The sequence below is a fragment of the Cupriavidus sp. 01T418 genome, assembly GCF_056398885.1.
The window spans coordinates 187203-208325 of record NZ_JBFTQG010000008.1 but is presented as its reverse complement, the minus strand read 5'-3'; the positions used below and the strand labels follow the sequence as shown (position 1 = coordinate 208325).

Genomic DNA, 21123 nt, shown 5'->3' with positions numbered 1-21123 from the left:
TCTTGCCGGCACGACCGCGGCGGGGCGGCACGGCGGCGCAGCGCATCAAGCGCTTCGCGCTGCGATCACCGGCCGCCCCCTACTCACGCCACCTTCGGAAAATCCACCACCGTATCGTTGACGCGATTGACCATATTGGTGAACAGGATCGCGCTGACCACCTGCACCGCCTCGACGATCTGGCGGTCGGTGTAGCCGGCTTCGCGCAGATTGGCCACGGCGCCGGCGGGCAGCGTGCCGGAGGTCTTGACCAGGGCCAGCGCAAAGCGGACCAGGGCGTCGATCTTGCTGTCTTCCGGGTAGCTGCCGGCGCGCAGTTCGCGTGTCTGCTCCGCGCTGTAGCCTGCCATCTTGCCGGTCATGGTATGCGCTGCGACACAGTAGTCACAGCCCGAGGCTTCGCTCACGGAAAGATTGATGGCCTCCTGTTCGCGGGCGCTCAGCGTGGACTTCTTCAGCAGCGCGCCGGTTTGCAGTACGTTGGCCAGCACCGCCGGGGCATTGCTGCCGATGGTGAGGTAGGCATTGGGCACCTTGCCGACGGCGGCCTTGATGGCGGCGAACAGTTCGGCGGTTTCGCCAGTGGCTTCATTGACGCTGATGGTGTGCAGACGGGACATGATGGACTCCGGTTGGTTGCGTGATGGATCGCGCCGTGTTTGTTGCGCTGCTTCCATGGACTGAAGTCTAGGCTGGCAAACTGCCATTTACCGCATATAATCGTCGCAATATCCTGCTTTATCGTCTCAATTTCCAGTCTCAATTTTCAGGCTCAACCTCCAGTCTCAAACCGAACCATGGATGCCCTGACCGAACTGGTGCGCATGCTGGCTCCCGCCGGCACGGTGGACCTGCACTGCCGCTTTGCCGGCAACTGGCGGGTGGATGAGGCGGCGGCGCCGGCCGGACACCTGCCCTATCACGTCATCCTGGACGGGCAGGCGTGCGCGCTGGTGGGACAGGAAACGATGGCGCTGGGCGCGGGCGACGTGCTGCTGTTTCCCCATGGCAGCGCGCACACGTTGCGCAGCAGCGGCCTGCCCGACGACGCCTCGCCCATGCCCGTCCCTCAGACGCGCTTCAATGGCCTGCTGACGGAGTTGACGATACCGGGCGACGCGCATCCGCTGGACATGCTGTGCGGCACCTTCGTGCTCGGCTTGCCGGGCACCATGCTGTTGCGCAACCTGCCCCCGGTGCTGCGCATCGCCACCGCGGATCGCGCCGATTGCGCCTGGCTGGATGCGCTGATCGCAATGATGCGCAATGAAGCACAGGCGCCCGAGCCGGGTGGCATGGCGGTGATCGCGCAGCTATCCACCGCCTTGCTGACCTTGCTGCTGCGCGCCTTGATTGCCCAGGGCGGCGTCACGCACAGCCTGCTGGCGCTGATGGCCGATGCACGCATGTCGAAAGCGATCGATGCGGTGCTGCGCGCACCGGCCGAGCCATGGTCGGTGGCTTCGCTGGCCGCGGTGGGCAACATGTCGCGCGCCACCTTTGCCCGGCGCTTTACCCAGCTCAGCAGCGAGACCCCACTGCAACTGGTCACCACCTTGCGCATGGAACTGGCGGCCCGGCTGCTGACGCAGGACCGCGATTCCGCGGCCAGCATCGGCGCGCATTGCGGCTATGCCTCAGAGGCGGCGTTCGGGCGCGCCTTCAAGGCGTATTTCGGCATGGCGCCGGGCGCGTTCCGGCGCGAGGCGCGGGAGCGCCGCGCCGCCGCCGCCGTGGCGGCGGCGCAGGATCAGGCGGCGACGCGCTGAACTTCGTAGACCTGCAGGTGGGCATAGGCGATGCGCACCAGCGGCACGTCATGCCCCAGGCGCGCCGCGCGCTGCGCCATGTCGCCGACAAGATCGCGGGCCTCCAGGCGGGGCGCGCCTTGCGCGATGTCGCGCATCATCGAGGCGGCCCACGTGGAGGTCTCGTCCAGCAGCCGCGCGGCCATGGCATCGGCCACCGGCCCGGGCAAGGCATGGCCGGACAGGCGCGCCACCGCCGCGCATTCGTCCATGGCCTGCTGCATCAGCGCGCGTCCGTCGGCGGTCCGGGCGATCTCGCCGACCGTGCCGCGCATCAGGCAGGTCATCAGCGCACCAGCCGAGATCATCACCCACTTGTTCCACAACGCCTGGTCGATCGCCGGCGACAGCTCGCGCGTGCCAGGCGTGGTCGCGGCAAGTGCATGAAAAGCGCTGGCCAGGTCCTGCGCTGCTTCGGCACGGGCACCCACCACCAGCCGGTCCGCCGCGCCCTGGTGTACCACCACGCCGGCAGGATCCAGCGTGGTCGCGATGTACGAGACGCCGCCGAGCACCCTTTCCCGCCCGTAGCGCGCATCCAGCGTCTCATACGCGCGCAGGCCGTTGACCAGGGGCAGGATCGCCGCGCCCTTGCCGCTCGCGCCATCCAGCGCCGGATCCAGTGCGGCCATCGCGCTGGCCAGGTCGTAGGTCTTGCAGGCCAGCAGGACGAGGTCGTAGTCCGCCCTGACGTCCTCGGCCAGCACGGTCTTCACGGCGGCATGGATATCGCCAAGCTCGCTGCGTACTACCAGGCCGTCCCTGGCCAGCACTTCCGCGCGCCGTGGCCGCACCAGGAACGTGACATCGGCGCCGGCCTGCATCAGCCGCCCGCCGTAGTAACCGCCCATGGCGCCCGCGCCCAGGACCAGAATCTTCATGACGTTCCCCGCTTCGATCAATGGGATGGATAACAAAAAATGCCTACGAGACGCCCCTACCCACAAGCTCGTCGCCCGCCTGTGCGGCATCCTCACCGTCCGACAAGAAGCCGGCGGCGGTTTCAAGCCGCCGGCGCGTGCCGTCTCCGGCGGCGGGACCAGGCACCAGCGTGTGCCGCGTGAAATTCACGCGCTCGCCGGTGCCGGCGTCCACCAGCACCGGTTCGACGACCTTGCCGGTTTCCCTGTCGAGCAATTCCACGCTGGGACCTTCCGGCGCGAAGTGCTTGTTGCCCCACGCCAGCATGGCCAGCAGCACGGGCAGGAAATCGCGCCCGCACTGCGTCAGTACATAYTCATAGCGCGGCGRCTTCCCGGAATACTGGCGCCGTTCCAGCAAGCCCTCGTCCACCAGCGCGGTCAGGCGGCGTGTGAGCATGTTGGGCGCGATATCCAGGTTCTTCTGGAAATCGTCGAAACGCCGCGCCCCATAGAACGCCTCGCGCATCAGCAGCATGCTCCACCACTCGCCGACCCGTTCCAGGCTGCGGGCGATCGGGCATTGCATATCCCTGAAGGTTTTTCTCTGCATGGTCGTGGGCTCCACTCCGGCGTCCTGATACTTTCAACATGATAGCTGGATTGCAGCGCCCCCGCCCCGGAAAGTCCGCCCCGCCCGCCCCGCCTAATCCAGGGCTTCGAGCGCCAGCGCGATACCCTGCCCGCCTCCGATGCACAGCGTCACAATGCCCCGGCGTATCCCGTCCGCGCGCATCGAATACAGCAGGCGCGTAGTCAGCACCGCCCCGGTTGCGCCAATGGGGTGGCCGTGCGCGATGGCGCCCCCTTCCACGTTGATGATGTCGAGCGGCAATCCGAGTTCGCTGGCTACCGCCAGGGGCACTGCCGCGAAGGCTTCATTGATCTCGACCCGCTCGACATCGCCCAGCGCCCATTGCGCGCGTTGCAGCGCCTGGCGCACGGCCGGAACGGGGCCAAGGCCGAACAAACCCGGCTCGACCGCGCCCACGCCGTAGGCCACCAGCCGGGCCATCGGCGCAAGGCCTTTGCTCTCGGCCAGGGACCGTTCGGCGACCAGCATGGCCGCCGCGCCGCTATTGAGCCCCGGGGCATTGCCCGCGGTGATGGTGCCGTCCTTGCGGAACGCCGGACGCAGCTTGCTGAGAATCTCGAAGGTGGTGTCCGGCCGGTTGGCCTCATCCACGCTGAATGTCGCCGTGCCGCCCTTCGCCTTCACTGGCACACCGACGATCTGTTCCACGAAGCGGCCCTGCTCCTGCGCGCGCGCAAAGCGGCTCTGCGAGCGCTCGGCCCAGCGGTCCTGTTCTTCGCGGCTGATCTTGCAGCGGGTTGCCAGGTCCTCGGTATGCCAGCCGGAATGCTCGCCGGAGAAGGCATCCACCAGCCCGTCGCGCAACATGCTGTCATGCAGTACCGTGTCGCCCATGCGGCTGCCCCAGCGGCCGGCGGGCATCAGGTAAGGCGCCTGGTCCATATTCTCCATGCCGCCAGCAATCGCCGCATCGACATAGCCGAGCCAGACTTCATCGGCGGCGCTGGCGATCGCCTGCGCGCCTGACCCGCATACGCGGTTGACGGTCATCGCGGGCAGCGAAACCGGCAGCCCCGCGCCGATGGCCGCCTGCCGGGCCGGATTCATCCTGTTGCCCGCCTGGATCACGTTGCCGAACACCACGCTGCCGATCAGACCGGGATCGATGCCGGAGCGGCGCAATGTCTCGCCGATCACCGTCGCCCCAAGCTCGGTCGCCGGCGTTGCCTTCAGCGAACCGTTATATGACCCGATTGCAGTGCGCACGGGTTGGCACAACACGACTTCTCTTGCTTTCATCACATCATCCCTTGCGTTTGGACATCAGTTACTGACTCGCCTGCTGCTGGGCGGCCAGCGATGCCGCGTGCTCGATCACCTTCTCCAGCTTGCCGTCAAGCGCGCGCGCCACCGCCAGGATGTCGGCGTCGCCGAACTGCCCGAACAGCGTCGACGGCTGGTCGAACTCCACCCGCACCGCGCCCGGCTTGCCTTCGTAGACCAGCACGGACAGCGGCGCATAGAGTCCGGCGCGGATGTCGCGGCGCGTCATCTGGAGGGCTATCTGCGGGTTGCCCACGTGATAGCGCTTGGCTTTGCGCTGCGCTCCGGCGAGAGCGAACAGGGCGCCGTGGTTTTGCACCGCAAAGATCATCAGGCCCTGCTCGCCTTCCATCCGCCCGAGCCGCGCTTGCGCCGCGACGGGATCGCTGGCAAGCGCCGCCGAAACCGTGGGATCGAACCTGCCGAGGATGGCCTCGAAGTTGCGGGTAAACAGTTCATAGCTGACGCTGATCTCCAGGTCCTCGTGCGTGACGCTGACCTGCCGGGACGAGGCGACCTTGACCAGGGCAGGCGGGTTCATTGCGGCAGGCTTCATCGAGATCGGTTCTCCACAGTGTGCGGCCCCGCCAGCCAGCGCGAGCGTCAACGCCAGGCCAGGGCAGAGGGCTTGCTTCAGGTTCCGAGTCATGTCCTGTCTTCCCGGTGCAGCTCGGCCACAGCATCCATTGCATCCGCCAGCGCCCGCTTCAGCATGACCCTGCCGAGCTGAAGCCGGTACGCTGCATCGGCAAAGCTGTCCTCCAGGGGCGCCACGCCGTCGAACGCCGTGGCTGCGATACGGTCAATTCCATCCTGGCCGCCCTCCAGGCCCTCGCCCAGCAAGGTCTCCGCGGCATCGGCGCGAAACGGCGTGTCGGCTACGCCAGTGATCCCGATCGTTCCTCCCGTGCACTTGTCACCGGTGAAACGCAGCGCGACCGCCGCGGCGGCCACGGCGTAGCCCGACGACGGATGGCGGAATTTCCGGTAGCCAACCCGGAGCGCCGCCGGCAACGGAATATGGATGCGGGTAAGTATCTCGTCCGGCTGCACTGCCGTGGCCATGAACCCCACAAAGAACTCCCGCGCAGGAACACGCCGCGTTCCTGTTGCGCCAGCCACCTCCATGACCGCCTCGAGCGCCAGCACCGCTGCCGGCCAGTCCGCCGACGGATCGGCATTCACCAGGGATCCGCCGATCGTTCCGCGATTTCGCACCGCCGGATCCGCGATGACGTGGCCAACCAGGGCGAACAGCGGAGCCAGCGCCTTGAGCTGGCTGTTGACCGCGAGTTCGGCATGCGTGGTAGCGCTGCCGATCGAGATGTGATCCGCGTGGACCTCGATACCCCTCAACTCGGGAAGGCCACCGATATCGACCAGGAACGACGGTTTGGCCAGCCGCAGCTTCATCATGGGCACCAGCGAATGGCCGCCGGCGAGGATCTTCGCATCGGCATCGCCAGACAGCAGCGAAAGCGCATCCTGCACGCTGCTGGCCCGGACATAATCGACTTCGTAGGGAATCATGCCGGGCTCCTGTTGGCCTCATGGATCGCGCGCCAGATCTTGGGCGGCGTCAGGGGCATATCTAGATGGGAAATGCCGAATGGCTTCAAGGCATCGCATACCGCCGCCACCACCGCCGGCGGCGCGCCGACGCAACCGGCTTCGCCAATGCCCTTGACCCCCAGCGGGTTCGTGGGCGAGGGCGAGACATGAAAGCTGGTACGCATGCGCGGAACCTGCTCGATCCGCGGGAAGCCATAGTCGAGCAGCGAGCCCGACAGCAACTGGCCCGCCTCGTCATACTTCGCTTCTTCGAAGAGCGCCTGCCCGATACCTTGCGCGATCCCGCCATGCATCTGGCCATGGCAGAGCATGGGATTGATCAGCACGCCGACGTCGTCGACCGCGACGTAATCGAGGATCTTCACCAGCCCGGTTTCGGCATCCACCTCCACGACGACCGCATGGCAGCCGTTGGGCGCGCCCATCGAGGTGGGCTCGTAGAACACGCGCTCATCCAGTCCGGGCTCGACATCCCTGGGCAACTTGCTGGCGACGTAAGCCATGCGCGCGACCTGCGAAAATGCAACGGCGTTGCCCTCCTCGCCGGCCCGGAACTCGCCGTCGGCGTAGCGCACGTTCTCTTCGGCGGTTTCCAGCATGATGGCCGCGATCCTGCGTGCCTTGGCGAGGATCTTTCCGGCCGCAACGTAGGCCGCGGAACCGCCGACCGGCATGGAGCGCGAGTTGAACGTGCCATGGCCGGCCAGCACGCGATCCGTGTCCCCCTGCACCACATCGACATCGTCCATCGGCAACTGCAGGACCTCGGCCACGATCTGGGCATAGCTGGTGGCGTGGCCATGGCCCTGGGGCATGGATCCGCTGAACAGCGTCACCTTGCCGTCGGAATGCACGCGGATATGGGCGCTCTCCCAGCCACCGCGATCGAAGCCGACCTTGCGCAGCAGGGGCGACATACCCATGCCAACGAGTTCCAGATAGCAGATCACGCCGATGCCGATGTACTTGCCCTGCAGGCGCATCGCCGCCTGGCGTTGGCGCCAGCCAGCGTAGTCGATCAGCTCGGTGGCGCTATCCAGGCACGCCTGGTAGTCGCCGCTGTCCCACCTGCCGCGCGCATTGTTATGCGGCTGATAGGGAAACTGGTCGGCCTGCACCAGGTTGCGGCGACGAAGCTCGACCGGATCGATGTCCAGCGCCCCTGCCACCGCGTCCATCATCCGTTCGACGATATAGGCCGCCTCGGGGCGCCCCGCCCCGCGATAGGCATCGACCGGCGTGGTATTGGTCGTGACCAGATTGACTTCGACATCGACCGAGGTGATCCGGTAGTTGCCGGTGACATAGCTGGCCGTGTTGATCGTCGGAATACCGGTTGCCATATTGGACAGATAGGCGCCAAGGTTGGCGAAAGACTGCACCTTGATGCCCAGCACCTGGCCCGAATCCTTGACCGCTGCTTCGACGTACTCCACATGCGCGCGGCCGTGCGTGGTGGCCACATGATTCTCGCTGCGCGTCTCGGTCCAGCTCACCGGACGCCCGAAATGCCTGGAGGCAAACGCCACCAGCACCTCTTCCGCATAGAAATGCATCTTTGCCCCGAACCCGCCGCCGATGTCGGGCGCGACGATGCGGATGCGATGCTCGGGCCAGCCCAGCGCTTCCGAAAGCCAGCGCCTCGACATATGCGGCACCTGGGTCGGCACGATGAACGTCAGCCGCTCCTCGGCCCGGTCATAATTGGCGCAAAGCGCCCGCGGCTCCAGCGGGCTGGGAATCAGGCGCTGGTTGACCAGCCGGATGGACACCACGCGGTCGGCTTCCTTGACCGCGTCCTCATAGCTGCCGCCCTTTACGCGGTAGACACCGATCAGGTTGCCATCCACATTGGCGTGCAGTTGCGGCGCCTGCGGCAGCAGCGCCGCCTCCGCGTCAACCACCACGGGCAGTTCCTCGTAATCGACCGCCACCAGTTCCGCCGCGTCAGCCGCCTGTTCGCGCGTTCCGGCCAGCACCATGGCCACGGCCTCGCCGGCGTAACGCACCCGGTCGGCAGCCAGCGGCGGATGGGCGGGCACCTTCGAGTCGCCCACCACCCAGTTTGGACGGATATCGCCCACCTTTCCCTGGATATCCGCATAGGTCAATACACCCACCACCCCGGGCGATGCGAGCGCACCGCTCGTGTCGATGTGGCGAACGTTGGCATGGGCAAACGGCGATCTGACGAAGGCGGCGAATACCATGCCCGGGAACTGGAAGTCATCGGTGAACTTCCCGCGCCCACCCAGCAGCCGCTGGTCTTCCCTGCGCCGGATGGACTTGCCGATATAGGTCCGCGTGGTGTCATGCAGCGCTTCACTCATGGCAGGCCTCCCCAACGGCAACCGGCACCGCCTGGCGCAGCGTTGCAGCCGCAAGCAACACGGCATCGACGATATTCTGGTAGCCGGTGCAGCGGCACAGATTGCCGTGCAAGGCCTCCCTCACCGCTTCCTCCGATGGCTCGCGCACGCGCAGCAGCAGCGCCCGCGCGGCGAGCAGCATGCCCGGCGTACAGAATCCGCACTGGAGGCCGTGCAGTTCATTGAACGCCTGTTTAAGCGCCGTGATCGTCGCGTCCCGTTCCATGCCCTCGATGGTATGGATCGAAACCCCCTCGGTCTGCACGGCAAGCACCGTGCAAGACCTGACCGTTTCCTGATCGAGGAGCACGGTACACGCACCGCACTGGGAGGTATCGCAACCGATATGCACACCAGTCAGACGCAGCGAGTCCCGAAGCATGTGGACCAGGAGCTGCCTCGGCTCCACGTCATGCGTCTCGCTCGCATCATTGATGGTGTTGTGTAGCTGCACTTTTGCCATCGTATCTCCTTCGGCCCCCTTCACCGTTCGCTGATGGGCGGCCTATAGAATTATGATCATCATACTAAAGAACAAAAAAAACCGATGCGGCCACTCTTCGTCACATCGCTGCCTGGCTCCCCTCTTCACCGCATTCCATCACCAGCCGCTCGAACCGCGCAAAGAAATCCGCAAGGAACTTGTTGGCTACCGCGCCCACCAGCCGGGAGCCGATCTGGGCCAGTTTGCCGCCCATCTGGCAGACTGCCGCATAGTGCAGCGAGGTGCCGCCATCGATGTCCTCCAGCCGCACATCGGCGCCCAGCTTGCCGAAGCCTGCCATCCCCCCGGTGCCGTTGCCCTCGATACGATAACCAACGCCTTCCCGCAGGTCGGAGAACCGGGCAGTCCCCTTGAAGCGGGCCTTGATGGGACCGATCGCCGCCACGATCACCGCGTCATAGCTTTCGCCATCCGTTTCGCCATCCTTTTCGCCATCCGATTTCTGATACTGCTCGCATCCCGGCAAGCACTTCTGCAGCGTGGTTGGGTCGTTCAAGCGCCGCCACACCTCCGCCCTGGGCGCCTTGATTACCTGTGTGCCAGTCAATTCCAATTCCGTCTCCTTTGCCTAAATGTATCCTGTGTCTACATCGTAGGCATGCGATCCGGCGTCGTCAAGAAGGTCGGAGGATTTCGACCTCAGTGCTAACCCCTAGGACAAAGTACGACGCGACGCCGGCTGCTCCTTCCCATCCGTCATCTTCATCATCGCTATGCAATGATGCTCGTCATACTATAGACTCGAGGGGAACGTTCAATGACCGCTGAGTCCGGTTTCTCGTGCGTTGCCATGAGACCGGAGGCCGGTAGCGGCGCCAATTCTTTTATGTACGGAGTCCAATCGTGCGTTACCCGCCAGATCACAAAGCCGAAACCCGAAAACAAATCGTCGAAACAGCCTCTGCCGAGTTTCGCGAACACGGTATCAACGGTGTCGGAGTGGCGCAGTTGATGAAGAGCGCCGGCCTTACGCATGGTGGCTTCTATGCGCACTTCGACTCCAAGGATGACCTGGTGGCCGACGCGATCGATGCTGCGTTCGACCAGACCATGGCCTTTCTCGGAGACGCCGCGTCCGCGGCACCACCGAAGCAGCGAAAACGCGCCATCCTGCATGCCTATATGGGCAAGAAGCATCTCGACCATACCGAACGAGGTTGCGCGATCGCCGCCCTGGGCACTGATGTTGCAAGGCTCGATGCCAGGACGCGCCGGCGATTCGAGGCCCGGGTCGGTTCGCTGATCCAACTGATCGCGGGAAGCGAGAGCCAGTCCGCGCGGGAAGATGCGATCGTCATGCTCGCCACGATGGTCGGCGGCCTGGTGCTCGCCCGTGCGGTACGCTCGGAAGCGCTATCCACGGAAATCGTGGAGGCCGTGCAGGCATCGCGATAAGAGCGCGCCACCCTCGCTGCCTGGCAGCATGGGAGGCAGCCTGGCCCGGGAGGGTCCGCTATACGTTAGCGCTAACATGGAGGCCTGACGACACCGCGAGCAGCAATACGAACTGATGACAAGCGCTACCAGCCCTCCGGCCCGCCAAAGCTATCACCACGGCAACCTGCGGGAAGAAATGATCCGCTGCGGCAGGGAGATCCTGGCCGCCGAAGGCGTCCATGGGCTGACGCTGCGCTCGGCGGCCAGGCTCGCCGGCGTTTCCCACGGCGCGCCGCGCAACCAGTTCGCCGGCAAGGAAGGCCTGCTTGCCGCGATTGCCGCCGACGGTTTCCGTGAGCTGGTGGCAACGCGGCAAGCCCGGCTGTCTGACGAGATGACGGCCGAAGCCAGGCTGCTCACCGTCATGGACGGCTATATCGAGTTCGCCGTCAAGCACCCCGCCCTGTTCTATCTGATGTTCGGTCCGCAGATCGTGGGCAAGGAGAACTACCCCGAACTGCTGGAAGCGGGCAGTGCGTCTTACCAGCTCCTGTTTGGCGCAGTACAGGACTACTTCACTGAAAACGGCCTGGCGCAACAATTCGACGACATGATGGTGCGCTGCGCATGGTCCGCCATGCATGGCGTCAGCATGTTCTTCAGCGCCAGGCCCACCGGGCCTGGCGCACGCCCGAAGGTGACGCTGGCGCAGTGGCGGCAGGCCGTGCAAGAGTTCGTCCTGACAGGACTGCTGGCTGCCGGCAAGGCAAAGGCCGCTGCCAGCGCTGCGGCCGCCGCGAAGCCGAAGACACGCCGGGCCGCCGCGGGTTCATAGCAGGCCCGCCGGGGTCCCTGCGTCAGCGCGCGGCCGCCAGCGGGCTTGCCGGCGATTCCGCGCGCGGATCGCCGGCCGCATCATCGTGCGGGGCCTTGCAGGGCAGCGAATTACCGTGCCAACACGTCCCGGATCGTATCCGCCAGATCCTTCGCCAGGAACTTCGACACATAAGCATCGGCCCCGACCTTGCGCACGTGGTCTTCACTGGCGGTGCCCGACAGCGAGGAGTGAATCACCACGGGAATCGACTTGAAGCGCGCATCCGCCTTGATCTTGCGGGTCAGCGTGAAGCCGTCCATCTCGGGCATTTCCAGGTCGGTCAGCACCATGGCGATCTCGTCCTGCACGGTCCTGCCGTTGGCGGCGGCGTGGTCGGCGATCTCGCTCAGCTGCTGCCAGGCTTCCTGGCCGGTCTTGGTCATCAGCACCGGCACGCCCATGGCCTTGAGGCCCTGCTCGATCAGGCTGCGGGCAAAGGCGGAATCGTCGGCGGCCAGGATCTTGGTGCCGGGGCGCAGCGTCACCTGCGGCCCGACGGTCTTGGGATCGACTTCGGGCTGGCGTGTCGGCAGCACATCGCGCAGGATCTGCTCGACGTCGAGCACCTGTACCAGGCGCGGGTTGTCGGAATCGGTATCCAGCTTGGCGATGCTGGTCACCTTGTCGCCCTTGACGCTGGTTTCGGCCGAAACCACCTGGTTCCACTCCAGGCGCACGATCTCGTCCACCGCTTCCACCGCGAAACCCTGGGTGGAACGCGCGTATTCAGTCACCAGCAGGATGTTGAGGCCGCTGCGCGGCGTGCACCCGACCAGCTTGGGCAGGTCGATCACCGGGATCACCTGGCCACGGATATCTGCCATGCCCAGCATGGCAGGGCCGCCGCCCACCACGGTGGTGACCTGCGGCATTACCAGGATCTCCCGGACCTTGAAGACGTTGATGCCGAACAGTTCGCTGCGCGCGGACTGGTCGGACTCGCCCAGTCGGAACAACAGCAACTCGAACTGATTGTTGTTGGTCAGGTTGGTCCGTTCGTCGATGTCTCTCATCGAACTGCTCATAGGCTTCCTTTGTCGCCGCGCGGTGTTGATCGTTTCGCCGGGCCTGTCTGCCCTGCGCGACCCCGGCGCGGAGTCGCTGCATTGACGGGCCACTGCTCTGGCTAACGGCCAATCCTCGGGGAAATTTAGCGGCAAAGTGGCATCGGGCACGCGATTTGCCGCTTCACCCCGCTAAAGTGCGGGATACGGCTGGCGGCGGACCCGCGCGCATTGGCACCCTGGCGATCTTGTGATCACCAGCACACTCGCGCCGGCCGCACTCAAGCTCATGTACTCAAGCGCACGTACAACAGTCGATTCGCAAGCCGATTTACACGAACTAAGCAGCCGCTTAAAATGCCCAAGCCAGCGCCGGCGACATTGCATATGACCGGGCGGCCATGATCTTATCGGCGCTTCTGGGGACGCGCGCCGGCTAACCGCCCTCCTCGCCATGTCTTCGAACAGTACGACGCGCGCCGCCCCGGATTCCGGGGAACACCTGCAAGGCAGCATCAGCCGGCGCATTGTCGCCATCGTTTTCTTCAACTTCATTGCCTACCTGAGCGTTGGCCTGCCGCTGGCGGTGGTGCCCGGTTTCGTGCATGGCGACCTTGGCTATGGCACGGTCGTGGCCGGGCTGGCGGTCAGCATCCAGTATCTGGCGACGCTGCTGAGCCGGGCTTACGCGGGCACCCTGTGCGACCTGCAAGGCCCGAAGGAATCGGTCACGCTCGGGCTCGTACTCTGTGCCGGCAGCGGCCTGCTGGCGGTGTTGTCCAGCCTGTTCGTGCATACCGGCTGGCTCAGCCTGGCCTGGCTGTTCGCCGGCCGGCTGGTGCTCGGCGCGGGCGAGAGCCTGGTCACCACCGGCACCATCGCCTGGGGCATCGGCGACGTCGGCTCCCGCCACACCGGCAAGGTGATCTCCTGGAATGGCATGACAACCTACGGCGCGCTGGCGCTGGGCGCGCCGCTCGGCGTGCTGCTCGACGCCCGCTGGGGCCTTGCCTCGCTGGGCATCGTCACCGCCGTCATGTCCGTCGCCGCGTTTGCGCTGGCGCGACGCAAGCCGGCCGTACCCACGGTGAAGGGCGCGCGCATGCCGTTTCGCACCGTGTTCCGCCACATGACGCCGTTCGGCCTGTGCCTGGCGCTGGGCTCGGTGGGCTTCGGCGCCATCACCGCCTTTGTGACGCTGTACTACGCCAGCCACGGCTGGAACCACGCCGCGCTGGCGCTGACCAGCCTGGGCGTGAGCTTTGTGCTGGCGCGCCTGCTGCTGGCGGACAGCATCGGCCGCTTTGGCGGCTATCCGGTGGCGCTGTGCGCCTTTGCCGTGGAGGCCACCGGGCTGGCGCTGATCTGGCTGGCGCAGGGGCCCACGCAGGCGCTGGCGGGCGCCGCGGTAACCGGATTTGGCTTTGCGCTGGTGTTCCCGTCGCTGGGCATGGAGGCGGTCAAGCTGGTGCCGGCGAGCAACCGCGGCTCGGCGCTCGGCGCCTATGCGCTCTTTCTCGATCTCTCGCTGGGACTGACCGGCCCGGTGGCCGGCGTGATCGCCAGCCATGCGGGCTATGGCTCCGTGTTCCTGTTCTCGGCCGTGGCGGCGCTGGCTGGGCTGGGTCTGAGCCAGGTGCTGGCGGCACGGGCTCGGCGCTCGGCCTGACTATTCTTAATTTTCCGGTGTTTTCAAATAATTCCGATCGATATTCAGCCAATTAACATCCATTCATCCGTTAAATGCCGCAAATCGCGCGTAATGGGCGATTTTGGGCGGTTTTCGCTTGACCCACTCAACTCGAGTCGCTACAGTACGCGGGTTATTAATTTCAGGGCTTACCCAGTGGGCACTTGTTCCGACGACAGTAGTCGATCCAGGATCGGCACCTCCGCCTGACCGGAGCCCGGTAGCCCCCCAGCGACCGTGCCCCGCTTGCGGCACGGTGCTATCGAGGCCGGACGTCCTGTCCCGCCTCTGTTCTTGAATACGGCTTCATTCCTCTGACCGCGCATGCGTTGCAGCACGCCGCTGCCTGCGCTTGCCCGTGTCCAGTACAAGACTCACCGGTTCGTCCTGCCTGTTACAGGAGTTCTTATGGTGTGGCACGAATTCGCCCTGCGCTTGCTTGAAGCGCTAGCGCTGGGTGCGTGTATTGGTACCGAACGGCAGTTGCGCCAGCGTATGGCGGGGCTGCGCACCAATGCGCTGGTCGCCGCCGGCGCTGCCTTGTTCGTTTCGGTATCTGCTTTTACCTTCGATCCGCAGGGCCATGCGCGCATTGCCGCGCAGGTCGTCTCCGGCATCGGTTTTCTCGGCGCCGGCGTGATCATGCGTGACGGCCTGAACGTGCGCGGCCTGAATACCGCCGCCACGCTGTGGTGTTCTGCCGCGGTGGGCGTGCTCGCCGGCCTTGGTCACGCTGCCGAGGCCGCGATCGGCACCGCCTGCATCCTGTGCGCCAATTTTGGCCTGCGCATGCTGGGCCAGCGCATCAACCGCGGCGGCGTGTCCATCACCACGGAAGTGGAAATGGTCTACCGCATCACCACGGTCTGCACGGCGCAGGAAGAGATTCATGTGCGCGGCCTGCTGTTGCATGCGCTGACGGAGATGCCCGCCTTGCTGCTGCAATCGCTGCACAGCGAGGACACCCCCAGCGGCGGCCACATTGAAGTCCGTGCCGATGTGCTGGCGGCGCCCGGCAATGAAAGCAAGCTGGAGCAGATCGTCAGCCGCATCAGCATGGAGAAAAGCGTTTCCCTCGTGCGCTGGGCCATTCCGGCCGGCGCGCTCGAATAACCCCAAGGAGAGGGAAAGGAGCTGGATATGCGTTTTTTCAACGGGATGCTCCCCCAGGCCCTCACCCGCCGTACCGCCCAGGCGGGCCGCGGCGCGGCCACCCAGCTGTTCCAGGTGGTACTGCTTTGCAAGGACGAACATGGCGCCAGGCTGGAGCAGCAGCTTCGCCATGAACTGGCCGCACGCGATTTGCAGCTGCAGAGCTTGCGCACGCGGCAGAGCGAGCGGCGCGAACTGGTCGAGATGCGCGTGCTGGTGCACTGCCAGCCCGGCGGCCGGCCCGGCATGGTCAAGCTGGTGCAACGCCTGGGCCTGGAACCCCTGGTCCGCGCGGTGCGCTGGGAAACCGTTCCGCAGCCCGAACGTGCGCTCGCGGCGGCCTGAGCCTCGCCGACCCACCGATTCAAACCGATTGCCAGAGGAAGGACGCCAGCGCTGGAAGCAGCGCTGGCGTCGCGACAGATTGCGCCCGAGCTGCATCAGCCCCGGGGCGCGAGATGGCTTATCACGCCGTGATGTCGATATTCTGTCCAAGGTGAGGCGGATTGCTGGGAGCGACGCTCACTTGCGGCACCGATGCCAGCAGGGATGCCACGTTCTGTGCCTGCAGGTCGAGCGACTTGCGCAGCATCATGACCGGCACCGGATTGGAATCCGCGTTGCTCGCCGCGCTGACGAGGGATGTGTCCATGGGTCAATTTTCCTGGTTGTGTGGTAACTAGGTTGAAGTTGGGATGGATGTTGAAACCTGCAGGAAGACGTTCCCGCCTGCATCCAGTGTTGTCGGCGCTTCAGCCCGAAACCTTTAGCGCGGCAGTACGGCGACCGGCACGGCGGATGCGAAGCGGCCCCATTTGCCATTGGCGGCAATGTGGGTGTTCGGCTGGCTAGCGCTGCCTGCGTTACCATGTCGGCGTACGTTTCGCGTTGCGCATGCCTGCGCTTCATCGCATCCTCGCTGCACCCACGCCGCGCCATCACCGCCGCCACACCCAATCGCCATGACCTCCGCACTACTGCTTGAAAATATCCATGACACCGCCGTCGAGCGCTTCAGGGAAGCCCAAGTCACCGTGGAGCGCCGCACCGGCGCGCTCGCGGGCGACGAACTGCATCGCGCCCCCGCAGCGCACCAGATGCTTGGCATCCGCTCGGCCACGCACCTGGGTGCCGCTGAAATCGAGGCGGCCAAACACCTGCTGGCCATCGGCTGCTTCTGCATCGGCACCTCGCAGGTAGACCTGGACGCCGCGGCCCGCGCCGGCATGCCGGTGTTCAACGCGCCGTTCTCGAATACGCGCTCGGTGGCCGAACTGGTCATCGCGGAGGCGATCCTGCTGTTGCGCAGGGTGCCGGAGAAGAACACGCTGGCGCACGCCGGCAAATGGGCGAAGGGCGCCAGCGGATCGTTCGAGGCGCGCGGCAAGACCATCGCCATCATCGGCTACGGCAATATCGGCTCGCAGGTTGGCGTGCTGGCCGAGGCCATGGGCATGCGCGTGGTGTACTACGATGTGCAGGCCAGGCTGTCGCTCGGCTCGGCGCGCGCGGCGCGCTCGCTGGTGGATGCGGTGTCGCACGCCGACATCGTGACGCTGCACGTGCCGGCCACCGCGCAGACCAGGAAGATGATCGATGCCGAGGTGCTCGGCCAGTTCCGGCGCGGCGCAATCCTGATCAATGCCTCGCGCGGCACGGTGGTGGACATCGACGCGCTGCGCGCGGCGTGCGACGCGGGCCACATCGCCGGCCTGGCGATCGATGTGTTCCCCGCAGAGCCCAAGACCAATGCGGACCGCTTCACCAGCCCGCTGCAAGGCGTGCCCAACGCGATCCTGACGCCGCATATCGGCGGCAGCACCGAGGAGGCGCAGGAGAACATCGGCACCGAAGTCGCCACCAAGCTGATCGCCTTCCTGCGCACCGGCGACACCATCGGTGCGGTGAATTTCCCCGAGGTCAGCCCTGGCCCGCTGACGTCGCCGGCGCGGCTGCTCAACGTGCACGGCAATGCGCCGGGCGCGCTCGCCGCACTCAACACGCTGCTGGCGCGCGACGGGGTCAACATCGTGGCCCAGCACCTGCAAACCCGTGGCCAGACAGGCTATGTGGTGACCGACCTGGACAAGGTCCCGTCGCCGGATCTGATTGCCGCGCTGGACACGGAACCGGCCTTTATCCGCTGCCGCACCCTGCTGAACCCGCTGGCCTGATCCGGCGTCGCCGCACCCGACGGCAATAACGGCAGCGGCGGCCAGCCGTTGCCGTCAACTCACCCGGAAGTGCTCCACCGACTGGCCCGCGTTCACTGCGCGCACCAGCCACGCCGGCATGGGGCCTTCGCCATCCCACACCTGTCCCTCGGCATTGCGATAGCGGCGTGCGGGAGCGGCAGCGGGCGGCTGCGAAGACGCCGTTGCCGGTGACGGCGCCGCGGGTGCCAGTGCTGCCGGCGCGGATGCCAGCGCCGACCCGGCAACTGGTGCGGGTTTCACGGTAGCCCCTGCTCGCGACGCGGGCACGGACATCGTTGCCCGCGCGGGCAATGGCACTGCTGCCGGGGCAGGGGCAGGGGCAATTGCCGGCACCGGACTTGGCGCGGGCATCGTCGCCCGTGCCGATACAGGAGTCGATACAGGAGTCGATACAGGTGCCGATACAGGTGCCGATGCGGGCGCCGCCACGGGCGTTGCGGCTGGGATAGCTGCCGGCACTTGTACTGGCAAGGGATCTCCGGCCGGCAACCATTTGCGCGCTGCCGCCCTGCGCGATGGCTTCGGCGCAACCGCCGGCGGTGCCGTGACCGGTCCGGCAGGCAACAGCGGGGGCGCCAATACCGGGGCCTCTGCCACCGCGGCCACCGCCGGCACCGCAGGCGCCGGCGCCACCCCTACCCTTTCGAAACAACCTGCCGCCTCAAGTTCATCCATGGAGATGCCGAGCCGCTCTATCTGGACGCGAATCCAGATAATGGCAGCGACTTTCTTGACGTCGGCGGGAACTGAAGAAGGCATGGCGGAAGACACAATAAAAACAGATGGAAGAGGCGGGAGAACCGTCGAAAATGCGGCGCCGGATGTACACCGGTCATCCTGAAGTTCGCACATGATAGCCGAGCGCGGCCTGCGCCCCTGCAACCCTCCAGATCAGAATACGTCGAACCGGCCAAAAGCCCCACTCCAGGCCCTGCGAATCGGCCTCCGGGACGCCTCGGTCCAGCCCGTGCGCCATCTCTGCTTTTGCGCCATGTTCATGCTGGTCACTATCCTAAGCGGGGGGACCCAGGGCTGTCCGGGGCTATCATTGCGGTCATTGCAACTTGCCACCCTCGTCCCGCCAAGCCATGCCCGACAACACCGCAGCAAGCCAGCCTTACGCGCTGGAGAATCCCTTTCTCGAATCGCTGGATGTCGCCATCGTGGAGTGGCAGCCTGACCTGGTACGCATGTCGCTGGTGCCGCAGCCCGCGCATGTCAACAATACGGGCGTGGTGCAAGGCGGCATCCTGGCCACGCTGCTGGATGCGGCGGCGGGCTACGCCGGCTTGTTTCCGGAGAACGGCGTGCGCCGCGCCGCCACGACCATCTCGCTAAACGTCAACTATGTCTCGTCCGCGCACGTGGAACCGCTGCAAGTGGTCGGCCGGCGCGTGGGCGGCGGGCGGCGCGTGTTCTTCTCCAACGCCGAGATCACGGATAGCCAGGGCCGGCTGATCGCCACCGCGCAGGCGGCATTCCGCAGGAAGGATCCGGCCTCGGCGTCCCAGGCCGCCGGATAGCAGCGCGCAATCGCCGTGAGCCCGAGGCCAGCAGCGTTATTCGCGCGCCGACAGCGGCGGCGCGATATCCTCCAGCGGCCGCTTTTCCGCATTGACCGCATAGCGCATGGCGAACACCCCAGCGCCGATCATCAGCGCCGCGCCGATGGCATAGCCGCCGGCCACCGCCGCGCGGCTGCCGCTCTGGATCAGCATACCGAACAGCAGCGGCCCGGCAAAGCCTCCGCTGCCCGTACCCACCGCGTAGAACACGGAGATGGCAAGGGCGCGTGTCTCCAGCGGGAACACCTCGCTAACCGTCAGGTAGGCGGAACTTGCTGCGGCAGAAGCCAGGAAGAACACGGCCGACCAGCATAGCGCCTGGCTGCGCGCATCGAGCCAGCCTTGCATGAAGGCCCATCCGGTCAACCCCAGGCCCACGCCGGACAGCACATAGGTCAGCCCGATCATGCGGCGCCGCCCCACGTGATCGAACAGCGGCCCCAGCAGCAGCGGGCCCAGTACATTGCCCAGCGCGAACGGGAAGATGTACAGGCCGACGCGGTTGTCAGGCACGCCGTGGAAGCGCGTCAGTACCAGTGCGTAGGTAAAGAAGATCGCGTTATAGAAAAACGCCTGCGAGATCATCAGCGCCAGAGCTACCCCGCTGCGCAACCGGTAGCGCTTGAAGAGCACGTGCGCCACCTCGCCCAGGGTGGGCGCGCCGCGCCGGGAAAAAGTGACCGTGCCCGCTGCGGGCGGCAGCGTTCCATATTGGGCCATCACCTGCGCCTCGATCGCGGCGACGATGCGGCCGGCTTGCTCGCCGTGCCCGTGCGAGAGCAGCCAGCGCGGGCTTTCAGGCACATCGCGGCGCACCAGCAGGATGGCCACCGCCAGCACCGCGCCGAGCAGGAATGCGGCCCGCCAGCCCAGCGCCGGGCCCAGCACGCGCGGATCCAGCAAGATCAGGCTCAGCCCCGCGCCGAGCGCAGCACCAAGCCAGAAGCTGCCATTGATGGCGAGATTGACGCGCCCGCGCATGCGGGCCGGGATCAGTTCGTCGATCGCCGAGTTGATCGCCGCGTACTCCCCGCCTATGCCAAGGCCGGTCAGGAAACGGCACACCGCGAAGAAGACGAAGCCATTGGAGAAGGCCGTGGCCAGGGTCGCCGCCATATACACCGCAAGCGTCACCAGGAACAAGGTCTTGCGGCCCAGGCGATCCGCGAGCCGGCCGAACGTGAGCGCGCCCAGCACCGCCCCGGCCACATACAGCGATCCCAGCCACCCCATCTGCGAGGCATCCAGGCCAAGCCCGTCCGGGCGCTCGAGCACGCCACCCAGCGAGCCCACCAGCGTGACTTCCAGCCCGTCCAGCACCCATGCCACCCCCAGCGCGACCACGATCCGCCAGTGCCAGCGCGACCACGGCAGGCGGTCGAGGCGGGCAGGGATATCGCTCTGGATGACGGGCATGGGCAAGCTCCGGCTCGTTGCCACGGGTGGGCGGGGACGGCAGCCAGACGCGCAGGCAATCGCTGCGCCGCGCACAGCCCACCAAACGGCGGGCTGCCTGGATTGCGCGCTCAGCGCGCGGTGATCACGCTGAAGACCTGGCCACTCCCGATTGCGACGAGCAGGTAGTCTCCGCCAACGCCGACCCACTGGTAGCCACGCGGCGGCGCGGACAGGCGGTAGTCATGCCAGTTGTCGACCACGTATTGCCGCTGGCGGTATTCGGGCGGCACCCGCTCGCCCTTCTGCCACCTGCCGGGACCCGGCCGGTCGGCGCGCCTGTCGTAGTCCTGCCCGTGGCCCCAGGATTCCCTGCCCCTGTCGTCGTGGCCGGGACCGCCAGGGCCGCGATCCCTGTCACCGTCCCTGTTCCTGTCGGGGCCGTGCCCCTGGTCCCGCCCCATCGGGGGCCCCCCGCGATAGTCGCCACCTGCCCCCCTGTCCTGGGCATAACCCGCGATCGAAGTGAGCGTACATGCTGCCAGCAACAAGCTGGTGATTATCTTGGCCTTGCGCATTCCAATCTCCTGATTCCCTCATGCTTGAGGTCATGCGTTCGAGTCTAGATCCGGGCGGCAAACCAAGGGGTTACGAAATCTTGGGACGGTTACATCATCGGTGATCGGCAAAATACCGTGCCATGGCCAGAATGGCACGCTGGGCGGCAGTACCCGAAACACTGCGATTACCTAGCTGGTAATTGGCCTGCCGCGCGGCGGCGCCGACACTGAGTTTGCCTGGAATCGCCAGGCAAA

22 protein-coding genes are annotated in these 21123 nt (G+C 66.0%); 8 read left to right on the top strand and 14 right to left on the bottom strand.

The annotated features are described in order from the left end of the window. Positions 1-83 precede the first annotated feature (83 nt). Positions 84-620, bottom strand: coding sequence for a carboxymuconolactone decarboxylase family protein (locus tag AC1DQ3_RS12245; protein WP_477120456.1), 537 nt, complete (start codon positions 618-620; stop codon positions 84-86). 177 nt (positions 621-797) lie between these two features. Here AC1DQ3_RS12245 and AC1DQ3_RS12240 point away from each other — a divergent pair, with 177 nt between their 5' ends. Then, positions 798-1769, top strand: a complete 972-nt coding sequence (locus AC1DQ3_RS12240) for an AraC family transcriptional regulator (RefSeq protein ID WP_477120455.1) — start codon at positions 798-800, stop codon at positions 1767-1769. On the opposite strand, the gene AC1DQ3_RS12235 is transcribed toward AC1DQ3_RS12240, so the two are convergent. From AC1DQ3_RS12235 to AC1DQ3_RS12200, 8 genes are all read right to left on the bottom strand, one after another. Beyond that, positions 1751-2689 carry a 2-dehydropantoate 2-reductase gene (locus tag AC1DQ3_RS12235; protein WP_477120454.1) on the bottom strand — a complete coding sequence of 313 codons (939 nt, stop codon included), beginning with the start codon at positions 2687-2689 and terminating at the stop codon, positions 1751-1753. The genes AC1DQ3_RS12240 and AC1DQ3_RS12235 overlap by 19 nt on opposite strands. A 43-nt stretch (positions 2690-2732) precedes the next feature. Next, positions 2733-3281, bottom strand: a complete 549-nt coding sequence (locus AC1DQ3_RS12230) for a winged helix-turn-helix transcriptional regulator (RefSeq protein WP_477120453.1) — start codon at positions 3279-3281, stop codon at positions 2733-2735. Positions 3282-3374: 93 nt separating this feature from the next. Beyond that, a complete protein-coding gene (locus AC1DQ3_RS12225; RefSeq protein ID WP_477120452.1) occupies positions 3375-4562 on the bottom strand; it encodes a thiolase family protein in 1188 nt (395 codons plus the stop codon). A gap of 28 nt (positions 4563-4590) precedes the next feature. Further along, positions 4591-5235, bottom strand: a complete 645-nt coding sequence (locus AC1DQ3_RS12220; RefSeq protein ID WP_477120451.1) for a DUF302 domain-containing protein — start codon at positions 5233-5235, stop codon at positions 4591-4593. Beyond that, on the bottom strand, positions 5232-6116 hold the full coding sequence (locus AC1DQ3_RS12215) for an FAD binding domain-containing protein (RefSeq protein WP_477120450.1): 885 nt from the start codon (positions 6114-6116) through the stop codon (positions 5232-5234). Before AC1DQ3_RS12215 ends, AC1DQ3_RS12220 begins: the two co-directional genes overlap by 4 nt. Next, the gene (locus tag AC1DQ3_RS12210; RefSeq protein ID WP_477120449.1) at positions 6113-8488 is read right to left on the bottom strand and encodes a xanthine dehydrogenase family protein molybdopterin-binding subunit; all 2376 of its coding nucleotides are present in this window, start codon (positions 8486-8488) and stop codon (positions 6113-6115) included. Before AC1DQ3_RS12210 ends, AC1DQ3_RS12215 begins: the two co-directional genes overlap by 4 nt. After that, positions 8481-8990, bottom strand: a complete 510-nt coding sequence (locus tag AC1DQ3_RS12205; protein ID WP_477120448.1) for a (2Fe-2S)-binding protein — start codon at positions 8988-8990, stop codon at positions 8481-8483. The genes AC1DQ3_RS12210 and AC1DQ3_RS12205 overlap by 8 nt, the downstream gene beginning before the upstream one ends. Positions 8991-9090: 100 nt before the next feature. After that, positions 9091-9579: an SRPBCC family protein gene (locus AC1DQ3_RS12200; protein WP_477120474.1), complete on the bottom strand. Its 489-nt coding sequence runs from the start codon at positions 9577-9579 to the stop codon at positions 9091-9093. Between the two features lie 296 nt (positions 9580-9875). Here AC1DQ3_RS12200 and AC1DQ3_RS12195 point away from each other — a divergent pair, with 296 nt between their 5' ends. Both AC1DQ3_RS12195 and AC1DQ3_RS12190 read left to right on the top strand, forming a co-directional pair. Beyond that, positions 9876-10427 (top strand): TetR/AcrR family transcriptional regulator, encoded by a 552-nt coding sequence (locus AC1DQ3_RS12195; RefSeq protein WP_477120447.1) that lies wholly within the window; start codon positions 9876-9878, stop codon positions 10425-10427. A 115-nt stretch (positions 10428-10542) separates the two neighbouring features. Next, entirely contained in the window at positions 10543-11244 is a 702-nt protein-coding gene (locus AC1DQ3_RS12190) for a TetR/AcrR family transcriptional regulator (protein WP_477120446.1), read from the top strand. Between the two features lie 110 nt (positions 11245-11354). On the opposite strand, the gene AC1DQ3_RS12185 is transcribed toward AC1DQ3_RS12190, so the two are convergent. After that, the gene (locus tag AC1DQ3_RS12185; RefSeq protein ID WP_477120445.1) at positions 11355-12311 is read right to left on the bottom strand and encodes a chemotaxis protein; all 957 of its coding nucleotides are present in this window, start codon (positions 12309-12311) and stop codon (positions 11355-11357) included. 433 nt (positions 12312-12744) lie between these two features. Between AC1DQ3_RS12185 and AC1DQ3_RS12180 the strand changes: the two genes are divergently transcribed. The 3 genes from AC1DQ3_RS12180 (at position 12745) to AC1DQ3_RS12170 (ending at position 15477) form a co-directional block, all read left to right on the top strand. Continuing rightward, entirely contained in the window at positions 12745-13959 is a 1215-nt protein-coding gene (locus AC1DQ3_RS12180) for an MFS transporter (RefSeq protein ID WP_477120444.1), read from the top strand. A 432-nt stretch (positions 13960-14391) separates the two neighbouring features. Then, on the top strand, positions 14392-15093 hold the full coding sequence (locus tag AC1DQ3_RS12175; RefSeq protein ID WP_477120473.1) for an MgtC/SapB family protein: 702 nt from the start codon (positions 14392-14394) through the stop codon (positions 15091-15093). A 27-nt stretch (positions 15094-15120) separates the two neighbouring features. Further along, on the top strand, positions 15121-15477 hold the full coding sequence (locus tag AC1DQ3_RS12170) for a hypothetical protein (RefSeq protein ID WP_477120443.1): 357 nt from the start codon (positions 15121-15123) through the stop codon (positions 15475-15477). Between the two features lie 121 nt (positions 15478-15598). Here the strand turns inward: AC1DQ3_RS12170 and AC1DQ3_RS12165 are convergent, their stop codons facing one another. After that, positions 15599-15784 carry a YjfB family protein gene (locus AC1DQ3_RS12165; RefSeq protein ID WP_477120442.1) on the bottom strand — a complete coding sequence of 62 codons (186 nt, stop codon included), beginning with the start codon at positions 15782-15784 and terminating at the stop codon, positions 15599-15601. A gap of 310 nt (positions 15785-16094) precedes the next feature. On the opposite strand from AC1DQ3_RS12165, the gene serA reads away from it, so the two are divergent. Continuing rightward, positions 16095-17306: a phosphoglycerate dehydrogenase gene (gene serA / locus AC1DQ3_RS12160; RefSeq protein WP_477120441.1), complete on the top strand. Its 1212-nt coding sequence runs from the start codon at positions 16095-16097 to the stop codon at positions 17304-17306. A 54-nt stretch (positions 17307-17360) separates the two neighbouring features. Here serA and AC1DQ3_RS12155 read toward each other — a convergent pair whose 3' ends face one another. After that, positions 17361-17588 carry an H-NS family nucleoid-associated regulatory protein gene (locus tag AC1DQ3_RS12155; RefSeq protein ID WP_477120440.1) on the bottom strand — a complete coding sequence of 76 codons (228 nt, stop codon included), beginning with the start codon at positions 17586-17588 and terminating at the stop codon, positions 17361-17363. An 848-nt stretch (positions 17589-18436) separates the two neighbouring features. Here AC1DQ3_RS12155 and AC1DQ3_RS12150 point away from each other — a divergent pair. Further along, entirely contained in the window at positions 18437-18871 is a 435-nt protein-coding gene (locus tag AC1DQ3_RS12150) for a PaaI family thioesterase (RefSeq protein ID WP_477120439.1), read from the top strand. 36 nt (positions 18872-18907) lie between these two features. Here the strand turns inward: AC1DQ3_RS12150 and AC1DQ3_RS12145 are convergent, their stop codons facing one another. Both AC1DQ3_RS12145 and AC1DQ3_RS12140 read right to left on the bottom strand, forming a co-directional pair. Continuing rightward, on the bottom strand, positions 18908-20329 hold the full coding sequence (locus tag AC1DQ3_RS12145) for an MFS transporter (RefSeq protein ID WP_477120438.1): 1422 nt from the start codon (positions 20327-20329) through the stop codon (positions 18908-18910). Between the two features lie 110 nt (positions 20330-20439). Beyond that, positions 20440-20886 (bottom strand): RcnB family protein, encoded by a 447-nt coding sequence (locus AC1DQ3_RS12140; RefSeq protein WP_477120437.1) that lies wholly within the window; start codon positions 20884-20886, stop codon positions 20440-20442. Positions 20887-21123 lie beyond the last annotated feature (237 nt).

Excerpts from the sequence above, each read along its gene's own strand:
- AC1DQ3_RS12240 (WP_477120455.1), top strand. The coding sequence starts at position 798 with ATGGATGCCCTGACCGAACTGGTGCGCATGCTGGCTCCCGCCGGCACG.
- serA (WP_477120441.1), top strand. The coding sequence starts at position 16,095 with ATGACCTCCGCACTACTGCTTGAAAATATCCATGACACCGCCGTCGAG.
- AC1DQ3_RS12170 (WP_477120443.1), top strand. The coding sequence starts at position 15,121 with ATGCGTTTTTTCAACGGGATGCTCCCCCAGGCCCTCACCCGCCGTACC.
- AC1DQ3_RS12180 (WP_477120444.1), top strand. The coding sequence starts at position 12,745 with ATGTCTTCGAACAGTACGACGCGCGCCGCCCCGGATTCCGGGGAACAC.
- AC1DQ3_RS12140 (WP_477120437.1), bottom strand. The coding sequence starts at position 20,886 with ATGCGCAAGGCCAAGATAATCACCAGCTTGTTGCTGGCAGCATGTACG.
- AC1DQ3_RS12210 (WP_477120449.1), bottom strand. The coding sequence starts at position 8,488 with ATGAGTGAAGCGCTGCATGACACCACGCGGACCTATATCGGCAAGTCC.
- AC1DQ3_RS12165 (WP_477120442.1), bottom strand. The coding sequence starts at position 15,784 with ATGGACACATCCCTCGTCAGCGCGGCGAGCAACGCGGATTCCAATCCG.
- AC1DQ3_RS12185 (WP_477120445.1), bottom strand. The coding sequence starts at position 12,311 with ATGAGCAGTTCGATGAGAGACATCGACGAACGGACCAACCTGACCAAC.
- AC1DQ3_RS12245 (WP_477120456.1), bottom strand. The coding sequence starts at position 620 with ATGTCCCGTCTGCACACCATCAGCGTCAATGAAGCCACTGGCGAAACC.
- AC1DQ3_RS12220 (WP_477120451.1), bottom strand. The coding sequence starts at position 5,235 with ATGACTCGGAACCTGAAGCAAGCCCTCTGCCCTGGCCTGGCGTTGACG.
- AC1DQ3_RS12190 (WP_477120446.1), top strand. The coding sequence starts at position 10,543 with ATGACAAGCGCTACCAGCCCTCCGGCCCGCCAAAGCTATCACCACGGC.
- AC1DQ3_RS12225 (WP_477120452.1), bottom strand. The coding sequence starts at position 4,562 with ATGAAAGCAAGAGAAGTCGTGTTGTGCCAACCCGTGCGCACTGCAATC.
- AC1DQ3_RS12235 (WP_477120454.1), bottom strand. The coding sequence starts at position 2,689 with ATGAAGATTCTGGTCCTGGGCGCGGGCGCCATGGGCGGTTACTACGGC.
- AC1DQ3_RS12205 (WP_477120448.1), bottom strand. The coding sequence starts at position 8,990 with ATGGCAAAAGTGCAGCTACACAACACCATCAATGATGCGAGCGAGACG.
- AC1DQ3_RS12145 (WP_477120438.1), bottom strand. The coding sequence starts at position 20,329 with ATGCCCGTCATCCAGAGCGATATCCCTGCCCGCCTCGACCGCCTGCCG.
- AC1DQ3_RS12215 (WP_477120450.1), bottom strand. The coding sequence starts at position 6,116 with ATGATTCCCTACGAAGTCGATTATGTCCGGGCCAGCAGCGTGCAGGAT.
- AC1DQ3_RS12150 (WP_477120439.1), top strand. The coding sequence starts at position 18,437 with ATGCCCGACAACACCGCAGCAAGCCAGCCTTACGCGCTGGAGAATCCC.